Below are 26,385 nucleotides of genomic sequence, written 5' to 3'. Positions count from 1 at the left end.
GTCGCTCTCAGGTCGCCCGTGGCACGCGGGTCGCCGGGCTGGAAGTCGTGGGGCCGGGCATCCCCGAGTAGGGCTTCCCCCTTCAAACTGGAGCCTCACCCCCGAAGCTTCGGGGGTGAGGCTCCAGGATCCCCGGGTACCCGGGGATCGCGACGCGGGGAGGGGCCACCCCTCAGCCCGTCGGCGGCTCCGGCTCGCGGGTGATGTGCATGGCGGCCTCCTCGGCCGAGGCGCCGGCGCCGTCGATCCCCACGTCGAGGGCGACCTCCTGCTTGTCGACGTCCTCGCCGAGACCCTCGTCGGGCTGGACGAGGCGTCCGCTGCGCGCGTCGGCCTCGTCGAGGCCGAGCTGCTCGTCGAGGGCGTTCTCGTCCTCGCGGTCGGTGGCGGCCTCGGCCTCCGCCTCGGCGTACGGGTCGGGCTCGGGCTCCTCCTCGGCGAGCTTCTCATCGAGGGACTCGCCCTGGAGGCGCTCGGCCTCGGTCGGGTAGTCCTCGTAGCCCTTCGGGGCCCGGTCCGGCGGCGAGTAGCCGCGGTCGAGCACGTCCTCCACGTCGGTGTCGTCCAGCGTGTCACCGGACTGCAGCTGGTCCTCGTCGTCGACGGACATGTCGAGGTAGGTCTCGCGGTCTTCGCTCATGCCTCCTGCCTACCGGCCGAGGACCGGCGGGACAAGGGCCGAGGGTCCCCAGCAGGTCCGCAGGGGTGGGACTCAGCCGAGCTCGCGCTCCAGCGCGTCGGTGAGCAGCGCGACCAGGGCCTCGGTCTGGATGTTGGCCGAGGACGAGACCTCCTCGTCGGAGCCGTCGAGCGCCCGCGCCGCGAGCCCGGCCTTGGAGTCGATGAGCTCCGCGATCCGGGTGTCGATGGTCTGCGCGGCGATGATCCGCCACGCAGTGACCGGGTCGCTCTGGCCGATGCGGTGCACGCGGTCGATGGCCTGGGTCTGCTCGGCGTCGGTCCACGACAGCTCGGCGAGCACGACGTTGGAGGCGACCTGGAGGTTCACGCCGACGCCGGCCGCGGCGAGCGAGCAGACGACGACCGCGACCTCGGGGTCGTTGACGAAGGACGTGATCGCCTTCTCGCGCGCCTTCGGCGTCTGGTCGCCGCGGATCGACACGTGCTTGAGGCCGCGGCGGGTGAAGGTCTCCTCGGCGATGTCCATCACGTCGACGTGACGGGCGAAGAAGACGACCTTGCCGACGTTGCGCGCCAGCTGGGCGGCGTAGTCGGCGGACAGGCCGGCCTTGGCGCGGCCGATGCGGCGGAACATCGAGAAGACGTTCTCCCCGCCGGTGCCGGAGTCCATCTCCTCGCGCTCCCACGTCGCGACGCGGCGTACGAGCTCGTGGTCGATGCCGTCGACGACGGATCCCGTACGCCGGGTCTCGAGCGCCGCCTTGTAGCGCTGGACGAGCCTGCGGGCGAGCTCCTGCTCCGCGCCGCGGATCGAGCGGGTGTCCTCGTCGTCGAGCTCGACGGGGATGTCGGCGATCCGGCGGGCCGGGATGTCCGAGGCGACGTCGACCTTGCGACGGCGCACGATGCCCTGGTCGATGACGGCCTTGCGCGCCGCGGGGTAGAACGGCGGGTCGGCCGGCGTCAGGTCGGTCTCCTCGAGCGCCTCCATCAGCCGGGCCATCGGCATCGTGTCGTCGATCCAGCCCAGGAACTGCCAGATCGCGCGGAAGTCCTCGATGTCGTTGATCAGCGGCGTGCCGGTGAGCGCCATCAGCAGCGGGCGCGCGGTGCGGGTGCGCAGCCGCTCGGACAGCTCGAGCACGTGGCGCGAGCGCTGCGAGGTCTTGTTCTTGATGAAGTGGGCCTCGTCGACGACCATCCCGCGGAAGCCGAAGTCGCCGAGCCAGCCGACGTGGCGGTCGAGGATCTCGTAGTTGACGATGATGACGTCGGCGAAGGCGTCGACCTGGTCGCCGTCGCCGTGGATCACGGTGGCACGACGGCGCGGGGTCCAGCGCTCGGTCTCGCGCGCCCAGTTGGTCTTCACCACGTTGGGGCACACCACGAGCAGCGGGAAGGCGTCGGCGGCCTGCGCGGCGAGGAGCGCCTGCGCGGTCTTGCCGAGGCCGGGCTCGTCGGCGAGCAGGAACGTGCGGTGGCCCTCGGCGGCCGAGGCGATGAGCCGCGCCTGGTGGGGCATCAGCTCGAGCTTGCCGGGGGCGTTGAGGGAGGTGGCTTCGGGCAGGTCCATGCACGAGGAGGCGCCACCGAGCTCGAAGGAGCGGAACAGCGGGCCGAGCAGCTCCCAGGTCGCCAGCCGGCCGTGCACGCGGCGGCGCTCACGGCCGATGCCGAAGTCGGGCACCAGGAACGGGTTGGCCAGCTGGTGCTGCACGACCGACTGCGGGACCACCCGGCGCTCGCCGAGGCCCGGACCGGCCTCGTCGTCGGGCTTCGGCTCCTCGACGACGACCTCGACGCCGGCCTTGCGCAGCATCTCCAGCCGCAGGTCCCGGGCGCTGTCGGTGACGACCGCGTCCTCCGAGAGCAGGGCGAAGAGCGAGGGGTCGCGGGTGGCGGTCTTGGCCAGGATCGTCGCGATGCCGTCGAGGCGCTTGAGCTCGTCGGCCTTCTGGGCGTCGGTCAGCTCCGACGAGGCGCGTACGTCGCCGCGGTGCTCGCGCACCAGCAGCGCCACCACCTGGAACCGCACCCGCTGCCCCGGGGCGAGCGGGCCGCGCTGGACGGCGGACTCGAGCTCGCGCACGGCGCGGGCCAGCACGGGCACGATGCCCTCGTTGTCCTTGTGGCGGGCATGCGCAGGGGTGCGACGACCGCCGCGTGAGCGCTGGCGCTGGGCCAAGGGGTCCTCCCGGACTTGGGTACGCGTCGCAGCAAGGGCGAGCCCGGGTGCGGCTCTGCCCGCACGCCACGGCGTGGAGGTGTGGAGCGGGCGTCAGGTGCGCGGTGGCCGGCGGATCTGGGGTGATCACAGCGGCACGGCGTCTGGAACGCTGCGACCACTGTAGCCCCCGCTCGGTGGTTGTCGGTAAATGTCCTGGGGATCAGCGCGCCGGGCGGTGGTCGACGATGCGCCGCATCTTCCCCACCGAGCGCTCGATCGAGGCCACGTCTACGACGTCCACGGCCACGCTGACGCCGATCGACGCCTTGATCCTGCGGGCGAGCTCGGCCTCGGCCGCGGCCACCTCGTCCGGCGTGGTGTGCTCGCGGCGCTCGACCCGGACGGTGAGGGTGTCGAGGTTGCCGCTGCGGTCGAGGTGGCACTGGAAGTGCGGCGACAGCGCCGGCAGCCCGAGGACGATCTCCTCGATCTGCGTCGGGAAGAGGTTCACCCCGCGCAGGATGATCATGTCGTCGGTGCGACCGGTGATCTTCTCCATCCGTCGCATGGTGCGGGCGGTGCCCGGCAGCAGCCGGGTGAGGTCGCGGGTGCGGTAGCGGATGACGGGCAGCGCCTGCTTGGTGAGGGTGGTGAAGACCAGCTCACCCTCCTCCCCGTCGGGCAGCACCTCGCCCGTCACCGGGTCGATGATCTCGGGGTAGAAGTGGTCCTCCCACACGTGCAGGCCGTCCTTGGTCTCCACGCACTCGCTCGCCACGCCGGGACCGATCACTTCGGACAGGCCGTAGATGTCGACGGCGTGCATGTCGGTGCGCTCCTCCATCTCGCGACGCATGTCGTTGGTCCACGGCTCGGCACCGAAGATCCCGACCTTGAGCGAGGTCGAGCGCGGGTCGACACCCTGCGCCTCCATCTCGTCGATGATCGAGAGCATGTAGGACGGCGTCACCATGATCACGTCGGGCTCGAAGTCGAGGATCAGCTGCACCTGGCGCTGCGTCATCCCGCCGGAGACCGGGACGACCGTGCAGCCGAGGCGCTCGGCCCCGCCGTGGGCACCGAGGCCGCCGGTGAAGAGCCCGTAGCCGTACGCGTTGTGCAGCACCATCCCGCGCCGCCCGCCCGCCGCGCGGATCGACCGGGCGACGACGTCGGCCCACATGTCGAGGTCGTCGCGGGTGTAGCCGACCACCGTGGGCTTGCCGGTCGTGCCGCTGGAGGCGTGGAGGCGTACGACGTCCTCGCGCGGCACCGCGAACATGCCGAACGGATAGTTGTCGCGCAGCGTCGCCTTGGTCGTGAACGGCAGCCGGGCCAGGTCGGCCAGCGACCCGATGTCGTCCGGGCCCACCCCTGCCTCGTCGAAGGCCCGGCGGTAGTGCGCGACGTGGTCGTAGGCGTGGCGCACCGACCACTGCAACCGCTCGAGCTGCAGGGCGCGCAGGTCCTCCAGGGGAGCGGTCTCGATCGGGTCGAGGTCGCCGGGCCGGGGTGTCAGGTCGAGCACGGTGAGGTCCTCCGGGTCGCGGGCGTGTCGGGGCTGTCGGTCGTGGGAAGGTGTCCGGCATGGCACAGAGGTCGGAGGGCGCGTCGCGCCGGGGACGCCCCGGGCACGACCAGCAGGCGGTGGTCCGGGTGGCCGTCGACCTCTTCAACCGGCAGGGCTACGACGCCACGAGCGTCGGCGACGTGGCCAGGGAGCTGGGGCTGACGAAGTCGGCGATCTACCACCACGTCCCGAGCAAGGAGCACCTGCTCCAGAGCGCCGTCGACGAGGCGCTCGACGCGCTGACCGCGGCGCTCGACGCGGTCTCGGCCACCGACGGCCTCGACGCCGAGCAGCGCCTGCGCGCCGCCGTACGCAGCAGCGTGACCGTGCTGGTCGACCACCTGCCCGCGGTGACCCTGTTGCTGCGCGTGCACGGCAACACCCCGGTCGAGAAGGCGGCGCTCGCGCGGCGGCGCGGCATCGACGAGCGGCTGGCCGACATGGTCCGCGCCGCGGTCGACGAGGGCGTGCTCCGCGACGACCTCGACCCGCTCGTGATCAGCCGGCTGCTCTTCGGGATGGTGAACTCGCTGGTCGAGTGGGTGCGACCGGGGGTGGAGGCGGCACCCCTCACCGACGCGGTCGTGGCCCTGGCCTTCGACGGGCTCACCCACGGCCCGCGCTCCCCCGCTCGGGGAGGGTCCGGCTCCGCCCACGGAACTCCGCGATGACCTCACCGGTCTCCGGGTCGTCGGCACGCACCGTGACGTCGTAGATCCCCGACCGGCCGCGCCGCGAGACCTCGCGCGCGTCGGCGTGGAGGACCTGGCCGAGCCGGCCCGGCTGGAGGAAGTCGATCGAGAACCCCGCCGCCACCGTCACCGGCCCGTGGGAGTTGCAGGCCAGCGCGAAGGCGGAGTCGGCCAGGCTGGCGATCACCCCGCCGTGGCACAGGTCGTGGCCGTTGACCATGTCGGGACGCACGAGCATCGACACGCGCGCGCGACCGGGTGCGACCTCGACCGCCTGCATGCCGAGCATCGCGCTCGCCGCGTCGTCGGCCCACATCCCCATCGCCGCGTCGTGCACGTCGGCCTAGGCGTCGAAGTCGACGGTGACGGCGTCGCCGAGCGGGAAGCTCTGGCAGGTCAGGACGAACCCGGCCTCCACCTCAGCGGGCTCGAGGGCGTAGTTGCGGCGCATGTCGACCTCGCCCTCGACCACCTTCGCCCGGCAGGTGCCGCACACGCCGCCCTTGCAGGCGAAGGGCAGGTCCGAGCGCGTGGCCTGGGCGCTGTCGAGGATGCTCTGGTCCTGCGGCAGCGCCGCGGTGGCCGAGAGGCCGTCGAGCACCACCGTCACGTCGGTGGTCGCGCCCTCGCGCACTGCGACGGGTCGGTGCAGCTCGGGCGGCGGCGCGTCGACGTAGAACAGCTCGGCGTGCACGCGTTCGTCGGCGACGCCGAGCTCGCGCAGCACCTCGCGCGCCTGCTCGACCATGGCGTACGGCCCGCACAGCCACACGTGGTCGAACCGGTCGACCGGCAGCAGCGAGGTCAGGATGCGCCGGATCCGGTCGGCGTCGAGCCGGCCGGAGAAGAGCTCGACGTCGCGCGGCTCCCGCGACAGCACGTGCACAAGCTGGAGGCGCGCGCCGTGGGCGTTCTTGAGGTCGCCGAGCTCCTCGGAGAACATCACCGAGGAGCTCTTGCGGTTGCCGTAGACCAGCGCCACCTCGGCGTCCCCGCCCGCGAGCAGGGACCCCGCGATCGACAGCATCGGGGTGATCCCGGAGCCCGCGGCGAGGCACAGGTGCCGCCCGCCGGTGGCGGGATCGACGGTGAAGCTGCCGCTGGGGACCTGCACGTCGACCTCGTCCCCCGGGCGGACCTCACGGACCAGCCAGCGGGAGAACAGACCGTCCGGGATCTCGCGCACGCCGATGCGCGGCGCCGCGCCCGCGGGGGCGCAGATCGAGTAGGTGCGGCGCTCCTCGCGCCCCTCGATCGTGCGGCGCAGGGTCAGCGACTGCCCGGGCGCGAAGTCGTACTCCCCTGCCAGGTCAGCAGGGACGTCGAAGGTGATCGCGGCAGAGTCGTCGGTCAGCGGCTCCACGCGCGCGACGGTGAGCGTGTGGAAGGCGGCCGAGCGCGTGCGCCGTGGGGCGTCGACGACGGTCATCAGATCTCCTTGACGTGCTCGAAGGGCTCCGCGCACGCGGTGCAGCGGTAGAGGGCCTTGCAGGCGGTGGCGCCGAACTCCGAGGTCAGCTCCACCTCGGTCGAGGAGCAGCCCGGGCAGGTGAGGTCGCGGCGCACGGGCAGGAGCGTCAGCGGGACCGGTCCCGCGCGGTGCGGTGCGGGTCCGGGAACGGAGAGGCCGTGGTCGCGCAGCGCCCGTCGGCCGCGCTCGGTGATCCAGTCGCTGGACCACGCCGGGGACAGTGCGACCTCCACCGTGGCGGAGTAGCCGGCGTCGGCGAGGCGGTGGACCAGGTCGTCGCGCATCGTGGCCATCGCCGGGCAGCCGGAGTAGGTGGGCGTGATCGTGACGACGACACCGTCCGCCTCCTCGCGCACCCCGCGCAGGACACCGAGGTCCTCGAGCGTCAGCATCGGCATCTCGGGATCGGTGACCGACGCGGCGACCTCACGCGCGCGCACCCTCACCACCGGCCCGTGGGGTGGGCGCGGGCCACGACCTGCATCTCGGCGAGCATCCGCGACAGCGCCTCGGAGTGCAGGCCGTCGCGCCCGGTGCGACCGCGTACGCCGGCCAGCGGCTGGCCCCGGGGGCGGTCGACCTCGCTCACGGCGAGCACCTGCTCGAGGACCACCTCGACCGCGCTCGCCACGGAGTCCGGAGCGACGCCGACGCCGGCCTCGGACACGGCCTGCTCGACGGCGTGGGTGGTGAGGAGCTCGGGGTAGAGCGGCCACAGCTCGCGCAGTGCCGCCTCGAGGCGGCGGCGCGACTCCTCCGTGCCCTGGGCGAGGGTGAGGAACCAGCGACCGGCGTAGTCGCGGTGGTAGGCCAGCTCCTTGACGCCCTTGACCGCGATGGCGGACAGGACCGGGTCACGGCTGGAGGCGAGCTGTTCGAGGAGCGCGAGCCGCACGCTCGAGAAGAGCAGCAGCCGCACGACGGTGTGCGCGAAGTCGCCGTTGGGGACCTCCGCGAGCCGGACGTTGCGGAAGTCGCCGACGTCGCGGAAGAACGCCAGCGCGTCCTCGGCCGGGACCGGGGAGCCTTCCGGCAGCGCCGGCACGACGGCGGGGTCGGCGGCCGCGGCCCGCGCCAGCAGGAGCCGGGCCTGGCCCAGGAGGTCGAGCGCGGTGTTGGCCAGCGCGATGTCCTCCTCGAGGTCGGGGGCGCAGCTGCACCACTCCGAGAGCCGGTGCGACATCACGAGCGCGTCGTCGCCGAGCATGAGGCAGTACGCGGCGAGGGCCGCGGGGTCGACGTCGGTGGGGACCGTGGTGTCGACCCCGGCCAGCGGGTCCTCGAAGTCCGTGCCGAAGGCCCACTGGGAGGAGTCTCCGGCGACCTCGTGGTGCTCGATCAGGCCGTCGTAGGCGCTGCCGGCGGACTCGTTGGGGTCGGGGGTGAGGTGCGACATCGGGTTCCTCACATGTGGGGGACGTCGTCGGGGATGGAGTAGAAGGTGGGATGGCGGTAGACCTTGTCGCCACTCGGGGCGAACATCGCGTCCTTCTCGTCCGGGCTGGACGCGGCGACGTGGCGCGCCTGCACGACCCAGACGCTGACGCCCTCGTTGCGGCGGGTATAGACGTCGCGGGCGTGGCGCAGCGCCATCTCGTCGTCGGCGGCGTGCAGCGAGCCGACGTGGACGTGGTTGAGCCCGCGCTTGCCGCGCACGAAGACCTCGTAGAGGGGCCACTCGCGCTCCGAGCCGTGCCCCGGCTTCGCCGCGGGGACGCCCTCGAGCGGGACCGCGCCGTGGCCGCCCTCGGCGGTGAAGTCCTGCCCGCTCATGCGCGCGCCGCCTCTCGCTGCCGGTCGGCGAAGGCCAGGGCCGCCTCCCGGACCCAGGCGCCGTCCTCGTGGGCTGCGCGGCGATGGGCGATGCGCTGGGCGTTGCAGGGACCGTTGCCCTTCACGACCTGCATGAACTCGTCCCAGTCGGGCTCGCCGAAGTCGTGGTGCCCGCGCTCGGCGTTCCACGTCAGGTCGGGGTCGGGGAAGGTGACGCCGAGGGCCTCGGCCTGCGGCACGGACATGTCGACGAAGCGCTGGCGGAGGTCGTCGTTGGTGTTGCGCTTGATCCCCCACGCCATCGACTGCGCAGTGTTGGGCGAGTCCTCGTCGGGCGGGCCGAACATCATCAGCGCGGGCCACCAGAACCGGTCGACCGACTCCTGCACCATCGCGCGCTGCTCGTCGGTGCCCTGCATCATCGTCATCAGCAGCTCGTAGCCCTGGCGCTGGTGGAAGGACTCCTCCTTGCACACCCGGATCATGGCGCGGCCGTAGGGGCCGTACGACGTGCGGCACAGCGGCACCTGGTTGCAGATCGCCGCACCGTCGACCAGCCAGCCGATCGTGCCGACGTCGGCATAGGACAGCGTCGGGTAGTTGAAGATCGAGGAGTACTTCTGGCGGCCCTCGATGAGCATCTCGGTGAGCTCGCCGCGCGAGACACCGAGGGTCTCCGCGGCGGAGTAGAGGTAGAGCCCGTGGCCGGCCTCGTCCTGCACCTTGGCCAGCAGGATCGCCTTGCGGCGCAGGCTCGGGGCGCGGGTGATCCAGTTGCCCTCCGGCTGCATGCCGATGATCTCGCTGTGCGCGTGCTGGGCGATCTGGCGCACGAGGGTCTTGCGATAGCCCTCCGGCATCCAGTCGCGGGGCTCGATGCGCTCGCTGCGCGCGATCGTGTCCTCGAAGCGCGTCTCCAGCGCGGACAGCTGGGCGTCGGTCGCCGTGTCGCTCGTGGTCACCGCTCCTCCTCCGGATGGGCTTTACTGACCGAACGGTCTGTATTACTTTTGCACGACGCGCCCCGTGCGTGCAAGCACCCGGGGAGCGCCCGCGTGCCCCGCCCCTCCCCCGGACCCGATGGAGTCGTCGTGACCCGTTTGCTCGAGAGCTACGCCGCAGGACGCTGGTTCACCTCCACCGCTGAGGGCGACCCACTGCTGGACGCCTCCACGGGCGAGGAGGTCGCGCGCATCTCCAGCGCCGGCCTCGACCTCGGCGCGATGGCCCACCACGCCCGCACCGTGGGCGGCCCAGCCATCCGCGCGCTGACCTTCCACGAGCGCGCCCTGCTCCTGAAGGAGCTCGCCACCCACCTGACCGGGCTCAAGGACGAGCTCTACGAGCTGTCGTTGCGCACCGGCGCGACGCGGCGCGACTCGATGATCGACATCGACGGCGGTTTCGGCACGGTCTTCAGCTACTCCTCCAAGAGCCGCCGCGAGCTGCCCAACGACGTCGTCGTGTGCGACGGCGACCTCGAGCAGCTCGGCCGCACCGGCATCTTCATGGGCCAGCACGTCTACACCTCGCGCCCGGGCGTGGCGGTGCAGATCAATGCCTTCAACTTCCCCGTGTGGGGCATGCTCGAGAAGCTCGCCCCGGCCTTCGTCGCCGGGCTCCCCTCGCTCGTCAAGCCGGCCAGCCAGACGGCGTACCTCACCGAGCTGGTCGTGCGCCGGATCATCGAGTCGGGCATCCTGCCCGAGGGGTCGCTCCAGCTTTTGTCGGGCTCGGCCGGCGACCTCCTCGACCACCTCGGCGTGCAGGACTCGGTGGCCTTCACCGGCTCGGCGCACACCGCCGGCATCCTGCGCCAGCACCCGTCCGTGCTGCACGGGGGCGTGCAGCTCCAGGTCGAGGCCGACTCGCTCAACTGCTCCGTGCTCGGCCCCGACGTCGCCCCCGGGGACCCCGAGTGGGACCTGTTCGTCAAGAGTGTCGTCACCGAGATGACCGCCAAGGCTGGGCAGAAGTGCACGGCCATCCGACGTGTCATCGTGCCGGCCGCGGTCGCCGACGACGTGACCGAGGCGATCCGGTCGAGGCTAACCTCCACCACGGTCGGGCACCCCGACGACGAGTCCGTCCGGATGGGCCCGCTGGCCTCGCTCGGTCAGCGCCAGGAGGTCCGCAAGGCCGTCGAGGCGCTGCGCTCGTCGTGCGACGTGGTGCTCGACGAGGGCGAGGTCGCCGGCGACGCCGAACGCGGCGCCTTCATGTCGCCGGTGCTGCTGCGGGCCCGCGCCGGCGCCGTCGAGCCGCACGACGTGGAGCCCTTCGGCCCCGTGTCGACCGTGATGACGTACGACTCGCTCGACGAGGCGATCACCCTGGCCGCGCGCGGCAAGGGCTCGCTCGTCGGCTCGGTCGTGACCCACGACCCGGCCGTCGCCCGCTCCCTCGTCCTCGGCCTGGCCCCGTGGCACGGCCGCATCCTGGTCCTCGACCGTGACGACGCGGCCGAGTCGACCGGCCACGGCTCGCCCCTGCCGATGCTGGTGCACGGCGGCCCCGGCCGCGCCGGCGGCGGCGAGGAGCTGGGCGGCGTACGCGGCGTGCTGCACCACATGCAGCGCTCGGCCATCCAGGCATCCCCCGACATGCTCACGGCGATCACCGGGCGCTGGACGCGGGGCTCGCAGCGCAATGTCACTCCCGAGCACCCCTTCCGCCACTCGCTGGCCACGCTCGCGATCGGCGACACGATCGTGTCCGAGCCGCGGGTGATCTCGCTCGAGGACATCGACCACTTCTCCGACTTCACCGGCGACACGTTCTACGCCCACACCGACCCCGAGGCCGCGGCGCAGAACCCGCTCTTCGGCGGGATCGTCGCGCACGGCTACCTCATCGTGTCGATGGCGGCCGGCCTGTTCGTCGACCCGGCGCCCGGTCCGGTGCTGGCCAACTTCGGCGTGGACAACCTGCGGTTCCTCACCCCGGTCAAGGCCGGCGACGCGATCCGGGTCACGCTGACGGTCAAGCAGATCACCCCGCGCTCCTCGGCCGACTACGGCGAGGTCCGCTGGGACGCGCTCGTGGTCAACGGCGACGACGAGCCGGTCGCGACGTACGACGTGCTGACGCTGGTCGCCAAGGAGGCCTGAGCTCCGATCCCTGCGAGGAGCGGTGCGACGCAGGTCCTGCGGGCTCGAAAGGTGTCTCACGCACCGCCCCACCCCCGCCGGCGTGCCGCGTGAGCCGAGCGGCCCCGAGTACGGTTCGGTCATGGCACAGAAGAAGTCCTGGGGCGACATGACGCCCGCGCAGAGGAAGCTCGTCGTCGTGGCGGGGGTCGTCGAGGTCGCCGTCACCGCCTGGTGCGCGAGGGACCTCAAGCAGCGCCCCGCCGCGCTCGTGCGCGGCCCCAAGCTGCTGTGGGCGCCGGCCCTGTCGGTGCAGCCCGTCGGCCCGATCGCCTACCTGCTCTGGGGTCGCAAGCGCTGACGCCCGCCAGCCGGCTCAGCTGGCGAGGTCGGTGTAGCCCCCGCCGTTGACGACGTCGGTGAAGCCGAGGTCGCGCATCTGCTCGACCGCGCCGGTCGCGCGTCGCCCCGACGCGCAGTAGACGACGTACGACGCCTTGCGCGACAGCTCCTCGACCCGGTCGGCGAAGTCATCGGCCTGGTAGTCGATGTTGACCGCGCCGTCGATGTGCCCGGCGTCGAACTCCTCGGGGGTGCGTACGTCGATCACCTCGGCCCCGTCGGCCACGAGGGCGAGCGCGTCCGCAGCCGGGATCGGTGCCGCGCTCTCGGCCGCCGACGTCGAGGCCGAGTCGGCAGGCTGCGCGGGGTCGTCCGCGCCGCACGCCGCAGCGCCGACGAGCAGGACCGCCACCGACGCGAGCGCGGCGAGACGACTGGTGGGACGACGGGTCGGGTGGCTGGACTGCACGTCATCGAGACTAGCCACCGTAGGGAACCTCGCTGGTCCACCCGTCCTCGTCGCGCGCGACGGCCGACCAGATCGCGTCGGCGACACGGTCGGGGGTGAAGGCGCCCTCGCGGGACAGGGCGCCGCGCACGGTCACCGAGACGGCACGGATCCCGTCCGGCGCCAGCGCCTGGTCGAGGCTGTGCACGAGGTTGCGCACGCCAGCCTTCTGCACACCCAGCGACGCCGCCCCCGACCAGGGCTCGTCGGCCGCCATGCTCCCGGTGACGCTGATGCGAGCGCCCGCCGACAGGTACGGCCGCGCCGCCTGCACGACGGTGAGCAGCGCCCCGACACCGAGCGCCACGTCCTCCAGCAGCTCGGCGACCGTGAGCGCCAGCGGGTCCGCCTCGCGCCAGGCGCTGGGGTTGAAGTGCAGCACGTCGATGCGACCCGTGTGCTCACCGAAGCGGCGTACGGCGTCGCGTGCGGCCTGCTCGTCGGTGACGTCGGCGACCGCGTGGCCCACCGTCGCGCCGCGGGCCTCGAGATCGGGCACGAGCGCGTCGATGACCTCCTGGTCCTGGCCGAGGAGAGCGACGTCGTAGCCCTCCTCGGCGAAGCGTCGAGCCACCGACCCGCTCACGCCGGGACCGGCTCCGACCACCACGACCACGGGTCTGCTCATGGCACGTTCCTACCGCATGCTCACGGCTTGTGCGGGTGCTCCCCCGTCGGGTCGTCCGGGATCGCGTTCGGTCCCTGCGCACCCTCGTCGACCTCGCCGGACTCCTGCCCCGGCTGGCCGGCCACGGAGTCGCCGGAGCTGATCGGCTCCCCGAACTCGGAGGCCGTCTCCGAGACCTGGCCCTCGTTGCCGTCCTGGTCGGTCTTCGGGTCCTGTCCGTCGGTGTTGTCCATGGCTACAGACAAGCACCGCCCACCTGACGCGGGCTCACCTGAGCGGGTGGTGGGCGGTCGCGGCGAGGTGGCTAACGTCGACACATGACGCGTTTCGGGTACACGTTGATGACCGAGCAGAGCGGTCCGCGCGAGCTGGTGTCGTACGCCGTCGCCGCCGAGCGGGTCGGCTTCGACTTCGAGGTGATGAGCGACCACTACTCCCCGTGGCTCACCGAGCAGGGGCACGCGCCGTACGCCTGGACGGTCCTCGGCGCGGTGGCGCAGGCGACCAGCGACGTCGGCCTGATGACGTACGTGACGTGCCCGACCCTGCGCTACCACCCCGCCGTCGTGGCGCAGAAGGCCGCGACCCTGCAGCTCCTGGCCGAGGGGCGCTTCACCCTCGGCCTGGGCAGCGGCGAGAACCTCAACGAGCACGTCGTCGGCGAGGGATGGCCCGCGATCGCCGAGCGTCAGGACATGCTCGCCGAGGCGATCGAGGTGATCCGCGCGCTGCACACCGGCGAGCTCACCGACCACCGGGGCGACTTCTTCCAGGTCGACTCCGCGCGCATCTGGGACGTGCCCGAGCACGGCGTCGCCATCGGTGTCGCCGTCGCCGGGGACCGCGCCATCGCGCGATTCGCCCCGCTGGCCGACCACCTCGTCGCGGTGGAGCCGAAGGCCGAGATCGTCGAGTCGTGGAACGACGCCGAGGGCGCCCCGCGCATCGGCACCGACGCCCGCGCGATCGGACAGATCCCGATCTGCTGGGACCCCGACCGGGACGCGGCGATCGCCCGGGCGCACGAGCAGTTCCGCTGGTTCGCCGGCGGCTGGTCGGTCAACGCCGACCTCCCGACACCGGCCGGGTTCTCCGCCGCGACCACCTTCGTGCGGCCCGAGGACGTGGCCGACTCGATCCCCTGCGGGCCCGACCTCGACGCGATCGTCGAGGCCGTGTCGGCCTACTGGGGAGCGGGCTTCACCGACGTCGCCCTCGTGCAGGTGGGTGACGAGGGGCAGGACCGCTTCCTCGACGAGGCGGCCGGCCCGCTGCTGGAGAAGCTGCGGGCGGCCGCCCCGTCCTGAGTCAGCTCAGCGCCAGCCGAGGTCCGGGGCGACCTGGGTCAGCACGGTCTCGAGCACGTGGGCGTTGTAGTCGACGCCGAGCTGGTTGGGCACCGTCAGCAGCAGGGTGTCGGCCGCGGCGATCGCCTCGTCGTCGGCGAGCTCCTTGACCAGGATCTCCGGCTCGGCGGCGTACGTCTTGCCGAAGACCGCGCGGAGGTTGGCCTCGATCTGGCCGAACTGGTCGGTGCTGGCGCCCTCGCGGCCGAAGTACATCCGGTCGAGGTCGGTGGTGATCGGCATGACGGAGCGGCTCACCGACACGCGCGGCTCGCCCTCGTGGCCGGCCGCCTTCCACGCCTCGCGGTAGACCTCGATCTGCTTGCGCTGCTGCACGTGGAAGGGCTCGCCGGTCTCGTCCGCCTTGAGCGTCGAGCTCATCAGGTGCATGCCCTTCTCCGCCGCCCAGCGCGCGGTGGCGTCGGAGGCAGCACCCCACCAGATGCGCTCCCGCAGGCCCGGCGAGTGCGGCTCGATGCGCAGCAGCCCGGGCGGGTTGGGGAACATCGGGCGCGGGTTGGGCTGGGCGAACCCCTCCCCCTCCAGCACCTGGAGCAGCACCTCGGTGTGGCGGCGCGCCATGTCGGCCTGGTCCTCGCCCTCGGCGGGGGCGTAGCCGAAGTAGCGCCACCCCTCGATGACCTGCTCCGGTGATCCGCGGCTGATGCCGAGCTGGAGGCGGCCACCGGAGATGAGGTCGGCGGAGCCGGCGTCCTCGGCCATGTAGAGCGGGTTCTCGTAGCGCATGTCGATCACGCCCGTGCCGATCTCGATGCGGCTGGTGCGCGCGCCGACCGCGGCGAGCAGGGGGAACGGCGAGGCGAGCTGCCGCGCGAAGTGGTGCACGCGGAAGTAGGCGCCGTCCGCACCCAGCTCCTCGGCCGCCACCGCGAGGTCGATCGACTGCAGCAGCGTGTCGGAGGCCGAGCGCACGGCCGACTGCGGCGAGTCGGTCCAGTGGCCGAAGTTCAGGAACCCGATCTTCTTCATGACTGGTTCAACGCTCAACTTCCGCAGTTGTTCCTGACGTCGACCTCGGCCGGGGTAGTTCACCGGGAAGTGGTCGTCCCGCCCCGGTAGTCCACCGCCAAACGGTCGCCCAGGACCCCTCGAGTTCAAGGGGCTAACGCAACACCTCTCATGAGGAGGTTGTGATGGCTTACTTGATGGCGGCACGTCGAGGGTTGTGGGAGTGCATCGCGGCGGGCTGCTCGGTGGAGAGGCTGCCTCACGTGTCGGTGTGCCGGTCACGACGGCACGCCGGTGGTTTCGTGAGGCTGGCGGTGTGAAGCAGTTACCCAGCCGCAGGCCGGCCACGTACCGACGCTTGTCGATGCTCGAGCGTGAGTGGATCCATGCCGCGATGGAGCGTGAGGAGTCGATCCGCGAGATCGCGCGATCCTTGAGCCGGTCGCCCTCGACGATCAGCCGCGAGATCGCGAAGAACCTGTGCAACCAAAACTACGGCCGCCCGGCCCGCGATGGCAGACGACGCTCCACGCCGTGGAACTACTCCCCGCACCTGGCACAGGTCGGTGCGGAGCGTCGGGCTCGCGGCAAGGGCCGCCCGGCGAAGCTGACGCTCAACGAGCGACTGCGTCGGGAGGTGCAGTCCAGACTGGCCCGCAAGCACAGTCCCGAGCAGATCGCCCGGCGGCTGCGTAAGAAGTTCCCCGACCAGCCGGAGATGTGGGTGTCACACGAGACGATCTACCAGTCGATCTACGTCCAGGGCCGCGGCGCTCTCAAGCGTGAGTTGGCGGTGTGTCTACGCACCGGGCGCGCCATCCGCAGACCCCGCCGCAGTGGCGAGGCACGCCGCGGCCGGATCAAGGACATGGTCAACATCAGCGAGCGTCCCGCCGAGGTCGAGGACCGGGCCGTGCCCGGACACTGGGAGGGCGACCTGATCACCGGCAAGGAGAACAAGTCCGCGATCGGCACCCTGGTCGAGCGGACCACGGGCTTCCTGATGCTGTTGCACCTGCCCGAACGCCACGGTGCAATCGAGGTCCAAGAAGCGATGATCCAGACCCTCGCCCAGCTCCCCGATCGGCTTCGGGGCAGCGTCACCTGGGACCAGGGCATCGAGATGGCCAACCACGCCCAGATCACCTTGGCCACCGACGTGAAGATCTACTTCTGCGACCCCGCTTCACCCTGGCAGCGCGGCCTGAACGAGAACACCAACGGGCTCCTGCGCCAGTACTTCCCCAAGGGCACCGATCTGTCCGGATACCACCCCGACTACTTGGCCTACGTCGCGAACGAGCTCAACGACCGACCACGCAAACGTCTGGACTGGGACACCCCCACCGAAGCCCTCACCGCCCTACTGTCGAAACCAACAGATCCAGACGGTGTTGCGCTAGCAGGTTGATTTCGCCCCCCGCTGCACAACTACTTCCCGGTGGACTACCGCTTGACCCGCGGACTCGCCGCGCGCCACACCGCGGAGCCGATCGAGCTCGGTCGCCACCTGCGCCGAGTCCTGCGACATCCCGGCCGACTCGCACGTGCTCCACGCCCACCTCGGCGGGCAGCCCGCGATCAACGCCTACCACTCCCTCTGGCCGACGCAGGGCTGAGACGCTCGATAACGTCGGGCCATGCCGGAGCGACCCGTCGACCTCACCGCCGCCCTGGACTGGGCCTCGTCCGAGGTCGGGTCTCCGGTCGTCTCGTCCGAGCCCCTCGAGGGCGGGCTGACCTCGACGATGCTCGCCTTGCGCCACGCCGACGACAGCGAGTCCGTGCTGCGACTGATGACCAACGAGCCCTGGCGGACGCACGGCGCGGACCTCACCGCGCGCGAGCGGGACGCCCAGCTGGTGCTCGCCGACACGGACGTGCCCGCCCCGGTCACGCTCGGCCTCGACACCGTCGGCGCGGCCGCCGGCGTGGCCACACACGTGATGTCACGGCTCCGCGGAGCGCGCCCGACCGCCGTCGACGACGGCACCCTCGAGGCGATGGCGGACGTGCTCACGACGATCCACGCCGTGCGGCCACCCCAGCCCTTCCGCGCCTTCCAGTCCTGGGCATGGCAGGCGAAGTGGGTGGTGCCGGAGTGGTCGCGCCACCCCGAGTCGTGGCGGCGCGCCTTCGACGTGCTGGACGGTCCGGCGCCGTCGTACGAGCCGACGTTCCTCCACCGGGACTTCGGTCACCACAACCTGCTGTGGTCGGACGGCGCGATCAGCGGGGTGGTCGACTGGGTCGAGACCTCGACCGGTCCCGCCTGGCTGGACGCGGCGCACGCCGCCTCGAACCTCGCCGTGGCGTACGACGTCGAGCGGGCGCTCGCCTTCCTCGAGGCGTACGCCGACGCGGCGGGAGCGCGCGGCGACGCCTACTGGCTCGTGATGGACGTCGTCGGCTTCCTGCCGCCTCCCGGGAGGCCGCCGATGTTCGGGAGACCCGAGCAGCTCGAGCGCCTCGACGACTGGCTGCACGAGGTCGTCGCGCAGGCCGGCTGAGCGGGCCTCAGCCGAGCGCGAGGTCGACCGCGGCGAGCGCGTGCAGCCGGGTGGTGGCGAAGACCGGTACGTCGACGTCGTCCGCGCCGATGAGCAGCTCGCACCGGCACCCCTGAACACGCCGAGCCGCCGGCTCGCTTCACACCTCCGCCGTTGCTACCTTTGTCCAGTAAGTCACTGTATTAATTCCACTGGAGGTCGGGATGGGGACGAACGAGGGCCACCGTCGGGTCGTGGTGGTCGGCGCAGGGGCCGGAGGCACGCTCGTCGCGACGCACCTCGTGACCGCCCTGTCGTCGCGCTTCAGCGTGGAGCTGGTCGACCCGGCGCCGACGACGGGGCGCGGACAGGCCTACTCCACCACCGACGAGCGCCACCTCCTCAACGTGCCCGCCTCGGGGATGAGCGCCTTCCCGCGTGACCCCGAGCACTTCCTGCGCTGGCTGCGCACCCACCACGACCCGGGCTTCCAGCCCCACGACTTCGCCCCCCGCGCCGTCTTCGGCCGCTACGTCGAGGGACTGCTCGCCACGGCGTCGGAGTTCCCCGGCAACGCCCGGCTCCTACGCCGTCACGCCGACGTCGTCGACGTCGCCGGCTCCGGGACCGGCTTCGTCGTCGAGCTGTCCGACGGCGAGCGCCTCGAGGCCCGGGCCGTCGTGCTCGCCACGGGCAGCCGGCCCGGCACGGGATGGGCACCCGCGGAGCTCGCAGCCGACCCCCGACTCGTCGCCGACCCGTGGACACAGGGGATCCCCGAGGTCGGCGACGTGCTCCTGCTGGGTGCGGGGCTGACCATGGTCGACCTCGCCATCAGCGCCGACCGGCCAGGCCGCACGCTCCACGTGGTCTCCCGCACCGACGCCGTGCCGGAACCGCACGTGCTTCCGACGACTCCCCCGGTGCCGCCTCCGCCCGGGGTGACGCGCACCGAGGGACTCGACGCGCTGCGCGCGACCCTCGGCGACCACGTCGCCCAGACGGTGACGGCGACCGGCGACTGGCGGGCCGCGATCGACGGCCTCCGGCCGGTGACCGCGCAGCTGTGGCGCGGGTTGTCGGAGGCCGACAAGCGGCGCTTCCTGGCCGAGGACGCCCGCAGGTGGGACGTGCACCGCCACCGGATGGCACCGGTCACCGCGCGTCGCCTCGGCGCGGTCGCGGAGTCCGGTCGCCTGGTCAGGCATCGCGGCACCATCGCCGGCGTACGCGCCGGGGACGACGCGCTCCACGTCACCCTCGACGACGGCACCGAGCTGGCCGTGGCGGCCGTGGTCAACTGCACCGGTCCGGTCGGCTCCATCGCCGACCCGCTCCTCACGCGCTTGGCCCGCACCGGCCTGGTGCGCCCCGGTCCGGCCGGGCTCGGCATCGACACCGCGGACGACGGGCGCGTCCTGGGCACCCTGCCGGTCACGCGGCCGTTCCTCGCGGTCGGCTCGCTGCGGCGAGGCAACCTCTGGGAGTCCACGGCGATGCCGGAGATCCGCGAGCAGGCCTACGACGTCGCACGCTCGGTCACCCGCGCGCTGCACGGCGAGTCGCGCCGACGCCCGGTCGACCCCTACGGCCTCACCCTCTCCACCGACCGGCGTGCCGCCCGTCGCTACAACGCCGCGCTCGGCCGCCTGCTGCGCCTCCAGGACGGCGCCGAGGAGGGTCTGCGACAGGCAGTTGAGGCCGACCCCGGCTTCGTGCAGGCGCACGCCGCACTGGCGCTCCTCGGGCACGAGTGGGGCACGAACACGCACTGGCGCGCCTCGCTGCGGGCCGCGCACCGCGCCGCTGCCGAGCGCCACCTCGACGACCGCGAGAGCTCCTTCCTCGACGCCGTGACCACCCGGTTGCGCTCCGACGAGCCCACCGGCGCCGCGGCCCTGCTGCGACACGTACGCCTCTTCCCCCGCGATGCGCTCGCCGTCAGCGTCGCGGTGCCGACCGTCGCCTTCGGCGGCCTCACCAGCGGCGCGCAGACCGCCGAGCTGGTCGAGTCGCTGGGCCGCTCCTACGGCGACGACTGGTGGTACGCCGGCCAGCTCGCGTTCGTCCGGCAGGACCAGGAGCGCTGGGCCGAGGCCGAGGACCTCGCGTCCTACGCGCTGTCGGTCGAGCCGGCGTCGGGGCACGCCGTCCACGCCCGGGCGCACGTGTTCTACGAGACCGGGCAGCACTCCGCCGGCCTGGCCTGGCTCGACGAGTGGATCCGCACCCGCGGCCCGGAGGCCAACCACCGCTCGCACTTCTCGTGGCACGCGGCGCTGCACGAGCTGATGCAGGACGACGTCGAGGCCGTACGCCGTCGCTACGCCCGCGAGCTCGCGCCGCCGGCGGTGAGCGGCAGCCGGGTCGTGGTCGACAGCGGGGCGCTGCTGTGGCGCGGCCGGGTGACCGGCGCGTGGACCGACGACCTGCCCGTCGCCGACGTGCGCGACGCGGCGCCCGAGGAGTGGCTGGTCGCGCCCACGACGCCGTTCGCGGCCATGCACGCCGCCGTGCTGCTCGCCGGGACCCGCGACGCCGCGGGCCTCGCCGGGCTGGCGGCGCACGCGTCCGCGAGCGAGGACCGCGTCCTCCGCGATGTCGTCACGCCGCTGTGCCACGGCCTGGCGCAGGTCGTCGACGAGCGGTGGGACGCCGCCGCGGCGACGCTGACGGGCGTGGTCCGCTCGATGGAGCCGATCGGCGGCAGTCGGGCACAGCGCGAGGTCGTGGAGGACACGCTCGTGCACGCGCTGGCGATGGCGGGGCGCACCACCGAGGCCGCCAACCTGCTCGACGTACGCCTCTCGCGCCGCTCCTCGGCCCTCGACGCCCGCCGCCGCGCAGCCCTCGCGGTCGCGCCCGTCAGGCGGTGACCGGCCGGGCGCCCGCTGTGCCCCGTGGCGGCAGTGACAGCCGCAGGACCTTGTGCCAGGCGCTGGCGACCTGTCGCCACAGCGGGGCGGAGTTGTAGGCCAGGCCGTGACGCTCGAAGAGCTCGCGCACGGGCCCGGCGATCTCGCCGTAGCGGTTGCTCGGCAGGTCCGGGAAGAGGTGGTGCTCGATCTGGTGCGACAGGTTGCCGCACAGCACGTGGAGCAGCGGCGGGCCGGAGATGTCGGCGGAGCCGAGCATCTGGCGGAGGTACCACCGCCCCCTCGTCTCGTGCTCCTCGACCTCCTCGACCTCGAACGTCTCCACGCCCTCGGGGAAGTGGCCGCACATGATCACCGAGTGGCTCCACACGTTGCGCGCCAAGTTGGCCACCAGGTTGGCGGTCAGGGTGGTGCGTGCCGACCCGGTGGGCGCTGACAGCAGCGGGTGCAGCACGTAGTCGCGGAACGCGCTGCGCGCGACCCGACGCCCGGTCGTGCGCATCTCCTCCTTCTGCTCCGCCGTGAAGCCGGCGCCCGAGCGCAGCGACTCGCCCAGGTCGAGGTCGTACATCGCGATGCCGTACTCGAAGATGCACGCGTTCACGAGGTTCAGCAGCGGCTGCGCGAGATGACGCGGCTCCCACTCCTGGGCCTCGTCGACGCGCAGGATGCCGTAGCCGAGGTCGTTGTCCATGCCGAGCACGTTGGTGTTGGCGTGGTGGCGGTCGTTGTGCGCGCGCTGCCACTGCGAAGGGGCCGACGCGTGGTCCCACTCCCACGTCGAGGAGTGGATCCGCGGGTCGCGCATCCAGTCCCACTGGCCGTGGAGCACGTTGTGGCCGATCTCCATGTTGTCGAGCACCTTGGCGAGCGCCAAGGAGGTGGTGCCGAGCCACCACGCGGTGCGGCTGCGGCTGCCGAGGAGGACCACGCGACCGCCGACCTCGAGGCACCGCTGAACGGCGATGACGCGACGGACGTACGCCGCGTCGCGGGCGCCGCGGTCGGCCAGCACCTCCTCGCGGAGGGCGTCCAGGGTGCGGCCGATCTCCTCCACCTCGACGTCCGTGAGGTCGGCGTAGGAGCGTCGGAGCGGGGAGTGCTGCAGGAAGGCCATCGCTCCCAGTGCCCCGCGAGCGCGGATCGCATGCACCTGGGAAATGCCGCCCGAACGGGTGGGGTGGGACTCGATCCGGTGGGTACCGAACGTGCATGACCCACCAGACCGACCACGACCAGGACGCAGATCCGCCGTCGCCGGACGGGCAGGAACCCGATCAGGACCAGCTGCACCCGGACTCCGAACCGGCCAGCGACCCCGATCCCGATCCGGACGCAGGCACCACCCCCACCCACTCCGAGGAGGACGCATGACGACCTACGGAAATGACCCCTTGAGCACGACCGGCACCACCGGCACCACCCCCGGTCTCGGCGGCTACGACGCGACCGGCTACAGCTCCGGCGCCGACGCCGTGGGCTCCACCGGAAGCAGTGGCACCACCGACAAGGCCAAGGAGACGGCGTCCACCGCGGCCGACCAGGGCAGGCAGGTGGCCGGCACCGCGAAGGACGAGGCGCTCAACGTCGCGGGCACCGCGACCGAGCAGGCTCGCAACGTCGTGGGCGAGGCGAGGCAGCAGGTCACCACCCAACTGAGCGACCAGGCGACCACCGGCCGCGACAAGCTGTCGGAGACCCTCCGCACCCTCGGTGACGACCTGCAGCAGATGGCGCAGGGGCAGGGCCCCTCTCAGGGCATGGCGACGGACCTCGCCCAGGAGGTCTCCGACCGCGTCCGCGCGCTCGGCAGCCACCTGGAGAACCGCGAGCCCGCGCAGCTCCTCGACGACGCCCGCGACTTCGCGCGGCGTCGGCCCGGCACCTTCCTGGTGGGAGCGCTTGCGGCCGGAGTGGTTGCCGGTCGGATGTTCCGGGCGACCGCCGATGGTGCGGCGGCAGCATCCCTCGCCGAGTCCGGCGGCACCGGGACGAACACCGGGACGGGCATCGGGACGGACGCGACGTACGGCCAGACCTACGGCACAGGTGTCGGGACGGGTCCGATGGACACGCCGGTCCAGCCGGCCCCGCGCACGGGCGACCACGCCGGCCCGGCGACGACCGCGCCGACGCTCAACACCCCGTCCAGCCTGGACCCGACCACCTCGGACTCCTACGGCCAGCGCACCCAGGACCCGCTGTGACGGGCGCGATGGGGACCGAACCGGTGAGCGGCTCGCACGTCGCCGGGACGAGCACCGGGACGACAGGAACGGGGACCGGTGACAGCCGCAGCCTGGGCGAGATCGTCGGCGACCTGAGCAACGACCTCACCACGTTGGTCAAGCAGGAGCTCGACCTCGCGCGCACCGAGATGAAGGAAGAGGCGACCAAGGCCGGGAAGGGTGCCGGGATGCTCGGCGGTGCCGGCATCGCCGGCCTGCTCGCGTTGATCCTCGGATCCTTCGCCCTCGCCTACCTGCTCGACAACTGGATGCCGGTCGAGCTGGCGTTCCTGATCGTCACGATCCTGTGGGCGATCGTCGGCGCCGTCCTCGCGGCCCGAGGCCGCAAGGAGCTCAAGAACGCACACCCGCAGCTGCCGGAGACGCAGCAGACACTCAAGGAGGACGCAGCATGGGCCAGAGCACAGAAGAACTGAGGGCCGAGATCGAGCAGACGCGTCAGTCGATGACGACCGACGTCGACGCCCTGCAGGACCGCGTGAGCCCCTCGGCCATCGTCGAGCGGCGCAAGCAGGCAGCGCGCGGCCGGATGCGGGGCGTGCGCGACAAGGTCATGGGCACCGCCCACGGCGTGAGCTCCTCGACATCCGGCACGGCCGGGTCCGCCAAGGACTCGGCAGTCGGAGCCGTCGACTCCGTCCGCGGAACGGCCCACGACACCGTGGGTGCTGCGCAGGACAAGGTGCAGGGCGCCCCGCTGGCCGCCGGGCTGGTCGCCTTCGGTGCCGGGATGATCGTCTCGGCGCTGATCCCGGCCTCCGAGAAGGAGGCCGTGGCCGCAGGCCACGTCGTCGACGCCGCCAAGGAGCACGGCCAGCCGGTCGTGGACCAGGCGAGGTCGGTGGCCCAGGACGTCGCCTCCGAGGTGAAGGAGACGGCGGCCCAGGCCGCCCAGGAGGTCAAGGACACTGCCTCCGACAGCGCCGCCACATTGAAGTCGGAAGGACAGTCGGGAGTGGACGAGGTGCGCTCGCAGACGCAGTCCTGAGCCGTCCGGCGCTACTTCTCCTCGAGCCGGCCCGTCCCTGACAGGGACGGGCCGGCTCGTGCGTGCGTGCCGATCAGCGGGACCCGGTGGTCAGCGGCTCGAGCCCACGGCCCGGGAGCGCTTCGCCAGCACCACGCCGAGGGCGACCATGCCGAGGCCGAGGACGAAGTGCAGCCAGTCGTCGGCGGTGTTGAGAGGCACGAAGTTGGCCTGCGACGACTTGTCGACGACCAGCCCGTAGAGCCACAGCACGAGGTAGATCGCGCCGCCGCCCACGAGGAAGAGGCGGGCACCCGACGCGGTGCGCGCCAGCGCGAGCCCGGCCACGCCGAAGAGCAGGTGCACCACGTTGTGGAGCACCGACACCTGGAAGATGCCCAGGAGCTCGGCGTTCGACTCGTGTCCGGCCGCCTGGAGGCTGTCGTAGTTCGTGGTGATGCCGGGGATGAACCCGAGGACCCCCACGAGGAGGAACACGACGCCGACACCGGCGGCTGCAGCCTGCACCGGGGTCCGTGTCGCGACAGAGGTGTTTCGGAGGCGGGCGTTGTCAGTCATGGTTGCTCCTCTCGACGCCGAGTCGGCCGGCGTGGTGGGCCACCTCCGTACCCCCTGACCCGCCGTCGCACACGCGTCGTGGTGCGCGCCACAGTCTGCGATCCCGGCGACGGGGTACGGGGAGGCGTCCTGATTGCCGCTCGACGAGAGGATCCCATCGTGAACCCCATCCGTCTGGTCTCGGGAGCCGTCACGCTCCCCGCCCATGTCGCCGCCGCCGTCGTCGGAGCATCGGTGGGCGTGGCCACGACCGGAGCTCGCGCGACCGCCCACCTGGTGGGCCGCGCGATCGAGCGTGCTTCCGGTCCTGCCCCCGTGCCGAACGGTCCCTGGTCGGGTGAGCGTGCCGCTGCTCAGCAGGACGATCCGATCCTTGGCACCCGCGTCACCTCGGCAGAGGTCACGGACCCGATGAGCGCATCCCCAGCAGCGGAGGCGCCCGTCGCCGAGGCCGTCAAGAAGGCACCGGTTCGCAGGGCACCTGCCCGGAAGAAGACGCCGGCCCGGAAGAAGGCCCCGTCGAAGAAGGCAGCCGTGATGGCGCCCGCGCTCGGACTGACCGAGGCGGAGGTGGAGGACGTCCTGCGCACCCCCTCCGGCATCCCGGCCGCCGGCGACGGGACCAACCCCGACACCACCGAGACCGACCTCCACCAGCCCGGCATCGAGCCGTTGATGGACCCCGCCACCGTGAAGTCGGTCAAGAGCGAGTCCGAGGTGCTGCGCCGGGCCGCGGACACCGACAAGGGCTGACCGGGCGTCGGCGCGGGGCCCTATCCTCGGGGCATGCACCGCATCTTCGCCACGAGCGTCGCCTCGGTCTACCCCCACTACGTGGCGAAGGCCGAGCGCAAGGGGCGCACGCGGGCGGAGGTCGACCAGGTGATCGAGTGGCTCACCGGCTTCGACGCCGCGACACTGGCGACGCACCTCGAGCAGGGCACCACCTTCGAGGACTTCTTCGACCAGGCGCACCTCAACCCGCACGTCGACCAGATCACCGGGTCCGTGTGCGGGGTGAAGGTCCAGGAGGTCGAGGACCCCCTGATGCGCCGCATCCGCTACCTCGACAAGCTCGTCGACGAGCTGGCCCAGGGCCGTCCGATGGAGAAGGTGCTGCGCGGCTGAGTGCGCAGGCGCCCGACGGTGGGTACCTCGCGGCATGGACGTCGCAGCCCACATGCCCCCTCCCGCCGCCCAGTGGCGCCAGCGCACCGTCGTCGGCGACGGCGTCGAGCTCGCCGTGCACGAGGTGGGCGATCCGACCGCGCCACCGGTCGTGCTGGTCCACGGGTACCCCGACACCCACCTGCTCTGGACGCGCCTCGCGCGGCACCTGTCCCACGAGCTGCGCATCATCGCCTACGACACGCGCGGGCAGGGACTCTCGCCCACCCGGGCGCCGGACCCGGCCTTCGCGCTCCCCCACCTCGCTGCCGACCTCATGGCCGTGCTCGACGACGCCTCCTCCGACCGGCCGGTCCACGTGGTGGGGCACGACTGGGGATCGGTCCAGGCGTGGGAAGCCGTGTGCGAGCCCGGGGCCGAGCACCGGATCGCGTCCTTCACCTCGATCAGCGGGCCCAACCTCGACCACGTGGCCGTCTGGATGCGCGGGATGCTCCAGCGCCCGACCCCCGGCCGGGTCGCGGGGGTCGCGAGCCAGGTGGTGTCGTCCTCCTACGTCCCGCTCCTGGTCTCGCCACTGGCCCCGCCCGTGCTCAAGATCGTGGGCGACCACGACGCCGTGTCGGGCCTGCGCTACTACCGCGGCAACCTCGGCGCGGCGGCGCGCCGGCCGCGGGAACGACGTACGTCCGTCCCGGTGCTGCAGCTGGAGCTCACCCGCGACCTCGCCATCCGGCACGGTGCCCTCGCCGCGAGCGACGAGTGGTGCAACGACATCCGACGGGTGAGCCTGCCCGTCGGGCACTGGGCACCGCGCACCCACCCGCAGGTGGTCGCCCGCCAGGTGCGCCGGCACGTGCTCGACGTCGAGGACAGGGCGGGAACGACCGGCCGATGAGC

At 72.3% G+C, this 26,385-nt stretch carries 28 protein-coding genes and 1 pseudogene; 14 read left to right on the top strand and 15 right to left on the bottom strand.

Annotated elements, in window-relative coordinates; translation table 11 throughout:
- Nucleotides 1-172: 172 nt before the first annotated feature.
- The 3 genes from CFI00_RS07320 to paaK all read right to left on the bottom strand — a co-directional run bounded on the left by CFI00_RS07320 (nucleotide 173) and on the right by paaK (nucleotide 4,337).
- Nucleotides 173-640, bottom strand: coding sequence for a DUF5709 domain-containing protein (locus CFI00_RS07320; RefSeq protein WP_207084547.1), 468 nt, complete (start codon nucleotides 638-640; stop codon nucleotides 173-175).
- Between the two features lie 72 nt (nucleotides 641-712).
- On the bottom strand, nucleotides 713-2,827 hold the full coding sequence (locus CFI00_RS07315) for a DEAD/DEAH box helicase (protein ID WP_207084546.1): 2,115 nt from the start codon (nucleotides 2,825-2,827) through the stop codon (nucleotides 713-715).
- A 202-nt stretch (nucleotides 2,828-3,029) separates the two neighbouring features.
- Nucleotides 3,030-4,337, bottom strand: coding sequence for a phenylacetate--CoA ligase PaaK (paaK, locus tag CFI00_RS07310; protein ID WP_207084545.1), 1,308 nt, complete (start codon nucleotides 4,335-4,337; stop codon nucleotides 3,030-3,032).
- Between the two features lie 59 nt (nucleotides 4,338-4,396).
- Between paaK and CFI00_RS07305 the strand changes: the two genes are divergently transcribed.
- On the top strand, nucleotides 4,397-5,050 hold the full coding sequence (locus CFI00_RS07305; RefSeq protein ID WP_207084544.1) for a TetR/AcrR family transcriptional regulator: 654 nt from the start codon (nucleotides 4,397-4,399) through the stop codon (nucleotides 5,048-5,050).
- On the opposite strand, the gene paaI is transcribed toward CFI00_RS07305, so the two are convergent.
- The 6 genes and pseudogenes from paaI to paaA all read right to left on the bottom strand — a co-directional run bounded on the left by paaI (nucleotide 4,986) and on the right by paaA (nucleotide 9,277).
- On the bottom strand, nucleotides 4,986-5,393 hold the full coding sequence (gene paaI / locus CFI00_RS07300; RefSeq protein ID WP_207084543.1) for a hydroxyphenylacetyl-CoA thioesterase PaaI: 408 nt from the start codon (nucleotides 5,391-5,393) through the stop codon (nucleotides 4,986-4,988). The two genes, CFI00_RS07305 and paaI, sit on opposite strands and share 65 nt — an antisense overlap.
- Before the next feature lie 21 nt (nucleotides 5,394-5,414).
- Nucleotides 5,415-6,500, bottom strand: coding sequence for a 1,2-phenylacetyl-CoA epoxidase subunit PaaE (paaE, locus tag CFI00_RS07295; protein WP_207084542.1), 1,086 nt, complete (start codon nucleotides 6,498-6,500; stop codon nucleotides 5,415-5,417).
- Nucleotides 6,500-6,988 (bottom strand): 1,2-phenylacetyl-CoA epoxidase subunit PaaD, encoded by a 489-nt coding sequence (paaD, locus tag CFI00_RS07290; protein ID WP_207084541.1) that lies wholly within the window; start codon nucleotides 6,986-6,988, stop codon nucleotides 6,500-6,502. The genes paaE and paaD overlap by 1 nt, the downstream gene beginning before the upstream one ends.
- Complete coding sequence (gene paaC / locus CFI00_RS07285) at nucleotides 6,985-7,938, bottom strand: 1,2-phenylacetyl-CoA epoxidase subunit PaaC (RefSeq protein WP_207084540.1); 954 nt, start codon at nucleotides 7,936-7,938, stop codon at nucleotides 6,985-6,987. Before paaC ends, paaD begins: the two co-directional genes overlap by 4 nt.
- A gap of 8 nt (nucleotides 7,939-7,946) precedes the next feature.
- Nucleotides 7,947-8,222, bottom strand: a pseudogene (gene paaB / locus CFI00_RS07280) (1,2-phenylacetyl-CoA epoxidase subunit PaaB); the annotation flags it as partial.
- A gap of 89 nt (nucleotides 8,223-8,311) precedes the next feature.
- Nucleotides 8,312-9,277 carry a 1,2-phenylacetyl-CoA epoxidase subunit PaaA gene (gene paaA / locus CFI00_RS07275; protein ID WP_207084538.1) on the bottom strand — a complete coding sequence of 322 codons (966 nt, stop codon included), beginning with the start codon at nucleotides 9,275-9,277 and terminating at the stop codon, nucleotides 8,312-8,314.
- 129 nt (nucleotides 9,278-9,406) lie between these two features.
- On the opposite strand from paaA, the gene paaZ reads away from it, so the two are divergent.
- Nucleotides 9,407-11,425 (top strand): phenylacetic acid degradation bifunctional protein PaaZ, encoded by a 2,019-nt coding sequence (paaZ, locus tag CFI00_RS07270; protein WP_242532725.1) that lies wholly within the window; start codon nucleotides 9,407-9,409, stop codon nucleotides 11,423-11,425.
- Between the two features lie 121 nt (nucleotides 11,426-11,546).
- The gene (locus CFI00_RS07265) at nucleotides 11,547-11,765 is read left to right on the top strand and encodes a PLDc N-terminal domain-containing protein (protein WP_207084537.1); all 219 of its coding nucleotides are present in this window, start codon (nucleotides 11,547-11,549) and stop codon (nucleotides 11,763-11,765) included.
- Between the two features lie 15 nt (nucleotides 11,766-11,780).
- Here CFI00_RS07265 and CFI00_RS07260 read toward each other — a convergent pair whose 3' ends face one another.
- Genes CFI00_RS07260 through CFI00_RS07250 form a run of 3 tightly spaced genes read right to left on the bottom strand, consistent with a single transcriptional unit; the run spans nucleotide 11,781 to nucleotide 13,115 of the window.
- Nucleotides 11,781-12,233, bottom strand: coding sequence for a rhodanese-like domain-containing protein (locus tag CFI00_RS07260; RefSeq protein ID WP_207084536.1), 453 nt, complete (start codon nucleotides 12,231-12,233; stop codon nucleotides 11,781-11,783).
- On the bottom strand, nucleotides 12,226-12,882 hold the full coding sequence (locus CFI00_RS07255) for an SDR family oxidoreductase (protein ID WP_207084535.1): 657 nt from the start codon (nucleotides 12,880-12,882) through the stop codon (nucleotides 12,226-12,228). Before CFI00_RS07255 ends, CFI00_RS07260 begins: the two co-directional genes overlap by 8 nt.
- A gap of 20 nt (nucleotides 12,883-12,902) precedes the next feature.
- Nucleotides 12,903-13,115, bottom strand: a complete 213-nt coding sequence (locus CFI00_RS07250) for a hypothetical protein (RefSeq protein WP_207084534.1) — start codon at nucleotides 13,113-13,115, stop codon at nucleotides 12,903-12,905.
- An 84-nt stretch (nucleotides 13,116-13,199) separates the two neighbouring features.
- Here CFI00_RS07250 and CFI00_RS07245 point away from each other — a divergent pair, with 84 nt between their 5' ends.
- Complete coding sequence (locus CFI00_RS07245; RefSeq protein WP_207084533.1) at nucleotides 13,200-14,189, top strand: LLM class F420-dependent oxidoreductase; 990 nt, start codon at nucleotides 13,200-13,202, stop codon at nucleotides 14,187-14,189.
- Nucleotides 14,190-14,195: 6 nt separating this feature from the next.
- Here the strand turns inward: CFI00_RS07245 and CFI00_RS07240 are convergent, their stop codons facing one another.
- Nucleotides 14,196-15,218, bottom strand: a complete 1,023-nt coding sequence (locus CFI00_RS07240; protein ID WP_207084532.1) for an LLM class flavin-dependent oxidoreductase — start codon at nucleotides 15,216-15,218, stop codon at nucleotides 14,196-14,198.
- A 217-nt stretch (nucleotides 15,219-15,435) separates the two neighbouring features.
- On the opposite strand from CFI00_RS07240, the gene CFI00_RS07235 reads away from it, so the two are divergent.
- The 3 genes from CFI00_RS07235 to CFI00_RS07225 all read left to right on the top strand — a co-directional run bounded on the left by CFI00_RS07235 (nucleotide 15,436) and on the right by CFI00_RS07225 (nucleotide 20,562).
- The gene (locus CFI00_RS07235) at nucleotides 15,436-16,608 is read left to right on the top strand and encodes an IS30 family transposase (protein ID WP_207085411.1); all 1,173 of its coding nucleotides are present in this window, start codon (nucleotides 15,436-15,438) and stop codon (nucleotides 16,606-16,608) included.
- 229 nt (nucleotides 16,609-16,837) lie between these two features.
- Nucleotides 16,838-17,707 carry an aminoglycoside phosphotransferase family protein gene (locus tag CFI00_RS07230; RefSeq protein ID WP_207084531.1) on the top strand — a complete coding sequence of 290 codons (870 nt, stop codon included), beginning with the start codon at nucleotides 16,838-16,840 and terminating at the stop codon, nucleotides 17,705-17,707.
- 203 nt (nucleotides 17,708-17,910) lie between these two features.
- Nucleotides 17,911-20,562, top strand: coding sequence for an FAD/NAD(P)-binding protein (locus tag CFI00_RS07225; protein ID WP_207084530.1), 2,652 nt, complete (start codon nucleotides 17,911-17,913; stop codon nucleotides 20,560-20,562).
- Here CFI00_RS07225 and CFI00_RS07220 read toward each other — a convergent pair.
- Nucleotides 20,552-21,679: an acyl-CoA desaturase gene (locus tag CFI00_RS07220; protein WP_207084529.1), complete on the bottom strand. Its 1,128-nt coding sequence runs from the start codon at nucleotides 21,677-21,679 to the stop codon at nucleotides 20,552-20,554. The two genes, CFI00_RS07225 and CFI00_RS07220, sit on opposite strands and share 11 nt — an antisense overlap.
- Nucleotides 21,680-21,774: 95 nt before the next feature.
- Between CFI00_RS07220 and CFI00_RS07215 the strand changes: the two genes are divergently transcribed.
- The 4 genes from CFI00_RS07215 to CFI00_RS07200 are packed head-to-tail and all read left to right on the top strand — an operon-like array spanning nucleotide 21,775 to nucleotide 23,799.
- Nucleotides 21,775-21,936 (top strand): hypothetical protein, encoded by a 162-nt coding sequence (locus CFI00_RS07215; RefSeq protein WP_207084528.1) that lies wholly within the window; start codon nucleotides 21,775-21,777, stop codon nucleotides 21,934-21,936.
- Entirely contained in the window at nucleotides 21,933-22,769 is an 837-nt protein-coding gene (locus CFI00_RS07210; protein ID WP_207084527.1) for a hypothetical protein, read from the top strand. The genes CFI00_RS07215 and CFI00_RS07210 overlap by 4 nt, the downstream gene beginning before the upstream one ends.
- Before the next feature lie 23 nt (nucleotides 22,770-22,792).
- Nucleotides 22,793-23,227, top strand: coding sequence for a phage holin family protein (locus tag CFI00_RS07205; protein ID WP_207084526.1), 435 nt, complete (start codon nucleotides 22,793-22,795; stop codon nucleotides 23,225-23,227).
- Nucleotides 23,203-23,799 carry a DUF3618 domain-containing protein gene (locus CFI00_RS07200; RefSeq protein ID WP_207084525.1) on the top strand — a complete coding sequence of 199 codons (597 nt, stop codon included), beginning with the start codon at nucleotides 23,203-23,205 and terminating at the stop codon, nucleotides 23,797-23,799. Before CFI00_RS07205 ends, CFI00_RS07200 begins: the two co-directional genes overlap by 25 nt.
- Nucleotides 23,800-23,889: 90 nt before the next feature.
- On the opposite strand, the gene CFI00_RS07195 is transcribed toward CFI00_RS07200, so the two are convergent.
- Complete coding sequence (locus CFI00_RS07195; protein ID WP_207084524.1) at nucleotides 23,890-24,357, bottom strand: DUF4383 domain-containing protein; 468 nt, start codon at nucleotides 24,355-24,357, stop codon at nucleotides 23,890-23,892.
- A 159-nt stretch (nucleotides 24,358-24,516) separates the two neighbouring features.
- Here CFI00_RS07195 and CFI00_RS07190 point away from each other — a divergent pair, with 159 nt between their 5' ends.
- From CFI00_RS07190 to CFI00_RS07180, 3 genes are read left to right on the top strand one after another with little or no spacing between them, the layout of a single operon-like run.
- Nucleotides 24,517-25,110 (top strand): hypothetical protein, encoded by a 594-nt coding sequence (locus CFI00_RS07190; protein WP_207084523.1) that lies wholly within the window; start codon nucleotides 24,517-24,519, stop codon nucleotides 25,108-25,110.
- Between the two features lie 33 nt (nucleotides 25,111-25,143).
- Entirely contained in the window at nucleotides 25,144-25,485 is a 342-nt protein-coding gene (locus CFI00_RS07185; protein ID WP_207084522.1) for a DUF2200 domain-containing protein, read from the top strand.
- 34 nt (nucleotides 25,486-25,519) lie between these two features.
- The gene (locus CFI00_RS07180; protein ID WP_207084521.1) at nucleotides 25,520-26,383 is read left to right on the top strand and encodes an alpha/beta fold hydrolase; all 864 of its coding nucleotides are present in this window, start codon (nucleotides 25,520-25,522) and stop codon (nucleotides 26,381-26,383) included.
- Nucleotides 26,384-26,385: the final 2 nt, after the last annotated feature.

Origin of the sequence: Nocardioides sp. S5, from assembly GCF_017310035.1 — a bacterium.
Classification (GTDB): Bacteria; Actinomycetota; Actinomycetes; order Propionibacteriales; family Nocardioidaceae; genus Nocardioides.
This window is presented reverse-complemented; position numbering and strand designations above follow the sequence as displayed.

What these genes read in the sequence shown, in the direction of transcription:
- CFI00_RS07215 (WP_207084528.1), top strand. Translation starts at nt 21,775, where the DNA reads ATGACCCACCAGACCGACCACGACCAGGACGCAGATCCGCCGTCGCCG.
- CFI00_RS07210 (WP_207084527.1), top strand. Translation starts at nt 21,933, where the DNA reads ATGACGACCTACGGAAATGACCCCTTGAGCACGACCGGCACCACCGGC.
- CFI00_RS07180 (WP_207084521.1), top strand. Translation starts at nt 25,520, where the DNA reads ATGGACGTCGCAGCCCACATGCCCCCTCCCGCCGCCCAGTGGCGCCAG.
- CFI00_RS07255 (WP_207084535.1), bottom strand. Translation starts at nt 12,882, where the DNA reads ATGAGCAGACCCGTGGTCGTGGTGGTCGGAGCCGGTCCCGGCGTGAGC.
- paaC (WP_207084540.1), bottom strand. Translation starts at nt 7,938, where the DNA reads ATGTCGCACCTCACCCCCGACCCCAACGAGTCCGCCGGCAGCGCCTAC.
- CFI00_RS07250 (WP_207084534.1), bottom strand. Translation starts at nt 13,115, where the DNA reads ATGGACAACACCGACGGACAGGACCCGAAGACCGACCAGGACGGCAAC.
- paaE (WP_207084542.1), bottom strand. Translation starts at nt 6,500, where the DNA reads ATGACCGTCGTCGACGCCCCACGGCGCACGCGCTCGGCCGCCTTCCAC.
- CFI00_RS07305 (WP_207084544.1), top strand. Translation starts at nt 4,397, where the DNA reads ATGGCACAGAGGTCGGAGGGCGCGTCGCGCCGGGGACGCCCCGGGCAC.
- CFI00_RS07225 (WP_207084530.1), top strand. Translation starts at nt 17,911, where the DNA reads ATGGGGACGAACGAGGGCCACCGTCGGGTCGTGGTGGTCGGCGCAGGG.
- CFI00_RS07220 (WP_207084529.1), bottom strand. Translation starts at nt 21,679, where the DNA reads ATGGCCTTCCTGCAGCACTCCCCGCTCCGACGCTCCTACGCCGACCTC.
- CFI00_RS07200 (WP_207084525.1), top strand. Translation starts at nt 23,203, where the DNA reads ATGGGCCAGAGCACAGAAGAACTGAGGGCCGAGATCGAGCAGACGCGT.
- CFI00_RS07320 (WP_207084547.1), bottom strand. Translation starts at nt 640, where the DNA reads ATGAGCGAAGACCGCGAGACCTACCTCGACATGTCCGTCGACGACGAG.
- paaI (WP_207084543.1), bottom strand. Translation starts at nt 5,393, where the DNA reads ATGGGGATGTGGGCCGACGACGCGGCGAGCGCGATGCTCGGCATGCAG.
- CFI00_RS07230 (WP_207084531.1), top strand. Translation starts at nt 16,838, where the DNA reads ATGCCGGAGCGACCCGTCGACCTCACCGCCGCCCTGGACTGGGCCTCG.
- CFI00_RS07185 (WP_207084522.1), top strand. Translation starts at nt 25,144, where the DNA reads ATGCACCGCATCTTCGCCACGAGCGTCGCCTCGGTCTACCCCCACTAC.
- CFI00_RS07245 (WP_207084533.1), top strand. Translation starts at nt 13,200, where the DNA reads ATGACGCGTTTCGGGTACACGTTGATGACCGAGCAGAGCGGTCCGCGC.
- CFI00_RS07195 (WP_207084524.1), bottom strand. Translation starts at nt 24,357, where the DNA reads ATGACTGACAACGCCCGCCTCCGAAACACCTCTGTCGCGACACGGACC.
- CFI00_RS07265 (WP_207084537.1), top strand. Translation starts at nt 11,547, where the DNA reads ATGGCACAGAAGAAGTCCTGGGGCGACATGACGCCCGCGCAGAGGAAG.
- CFI00_RS07240 (WP_207084532.1), bottom strand. Translation starts at nt 15,218, where the DNA reads ATGAAGAAGATCGGGTTCCTGAACTTCGGCCACTGGACCGACTCGCCG.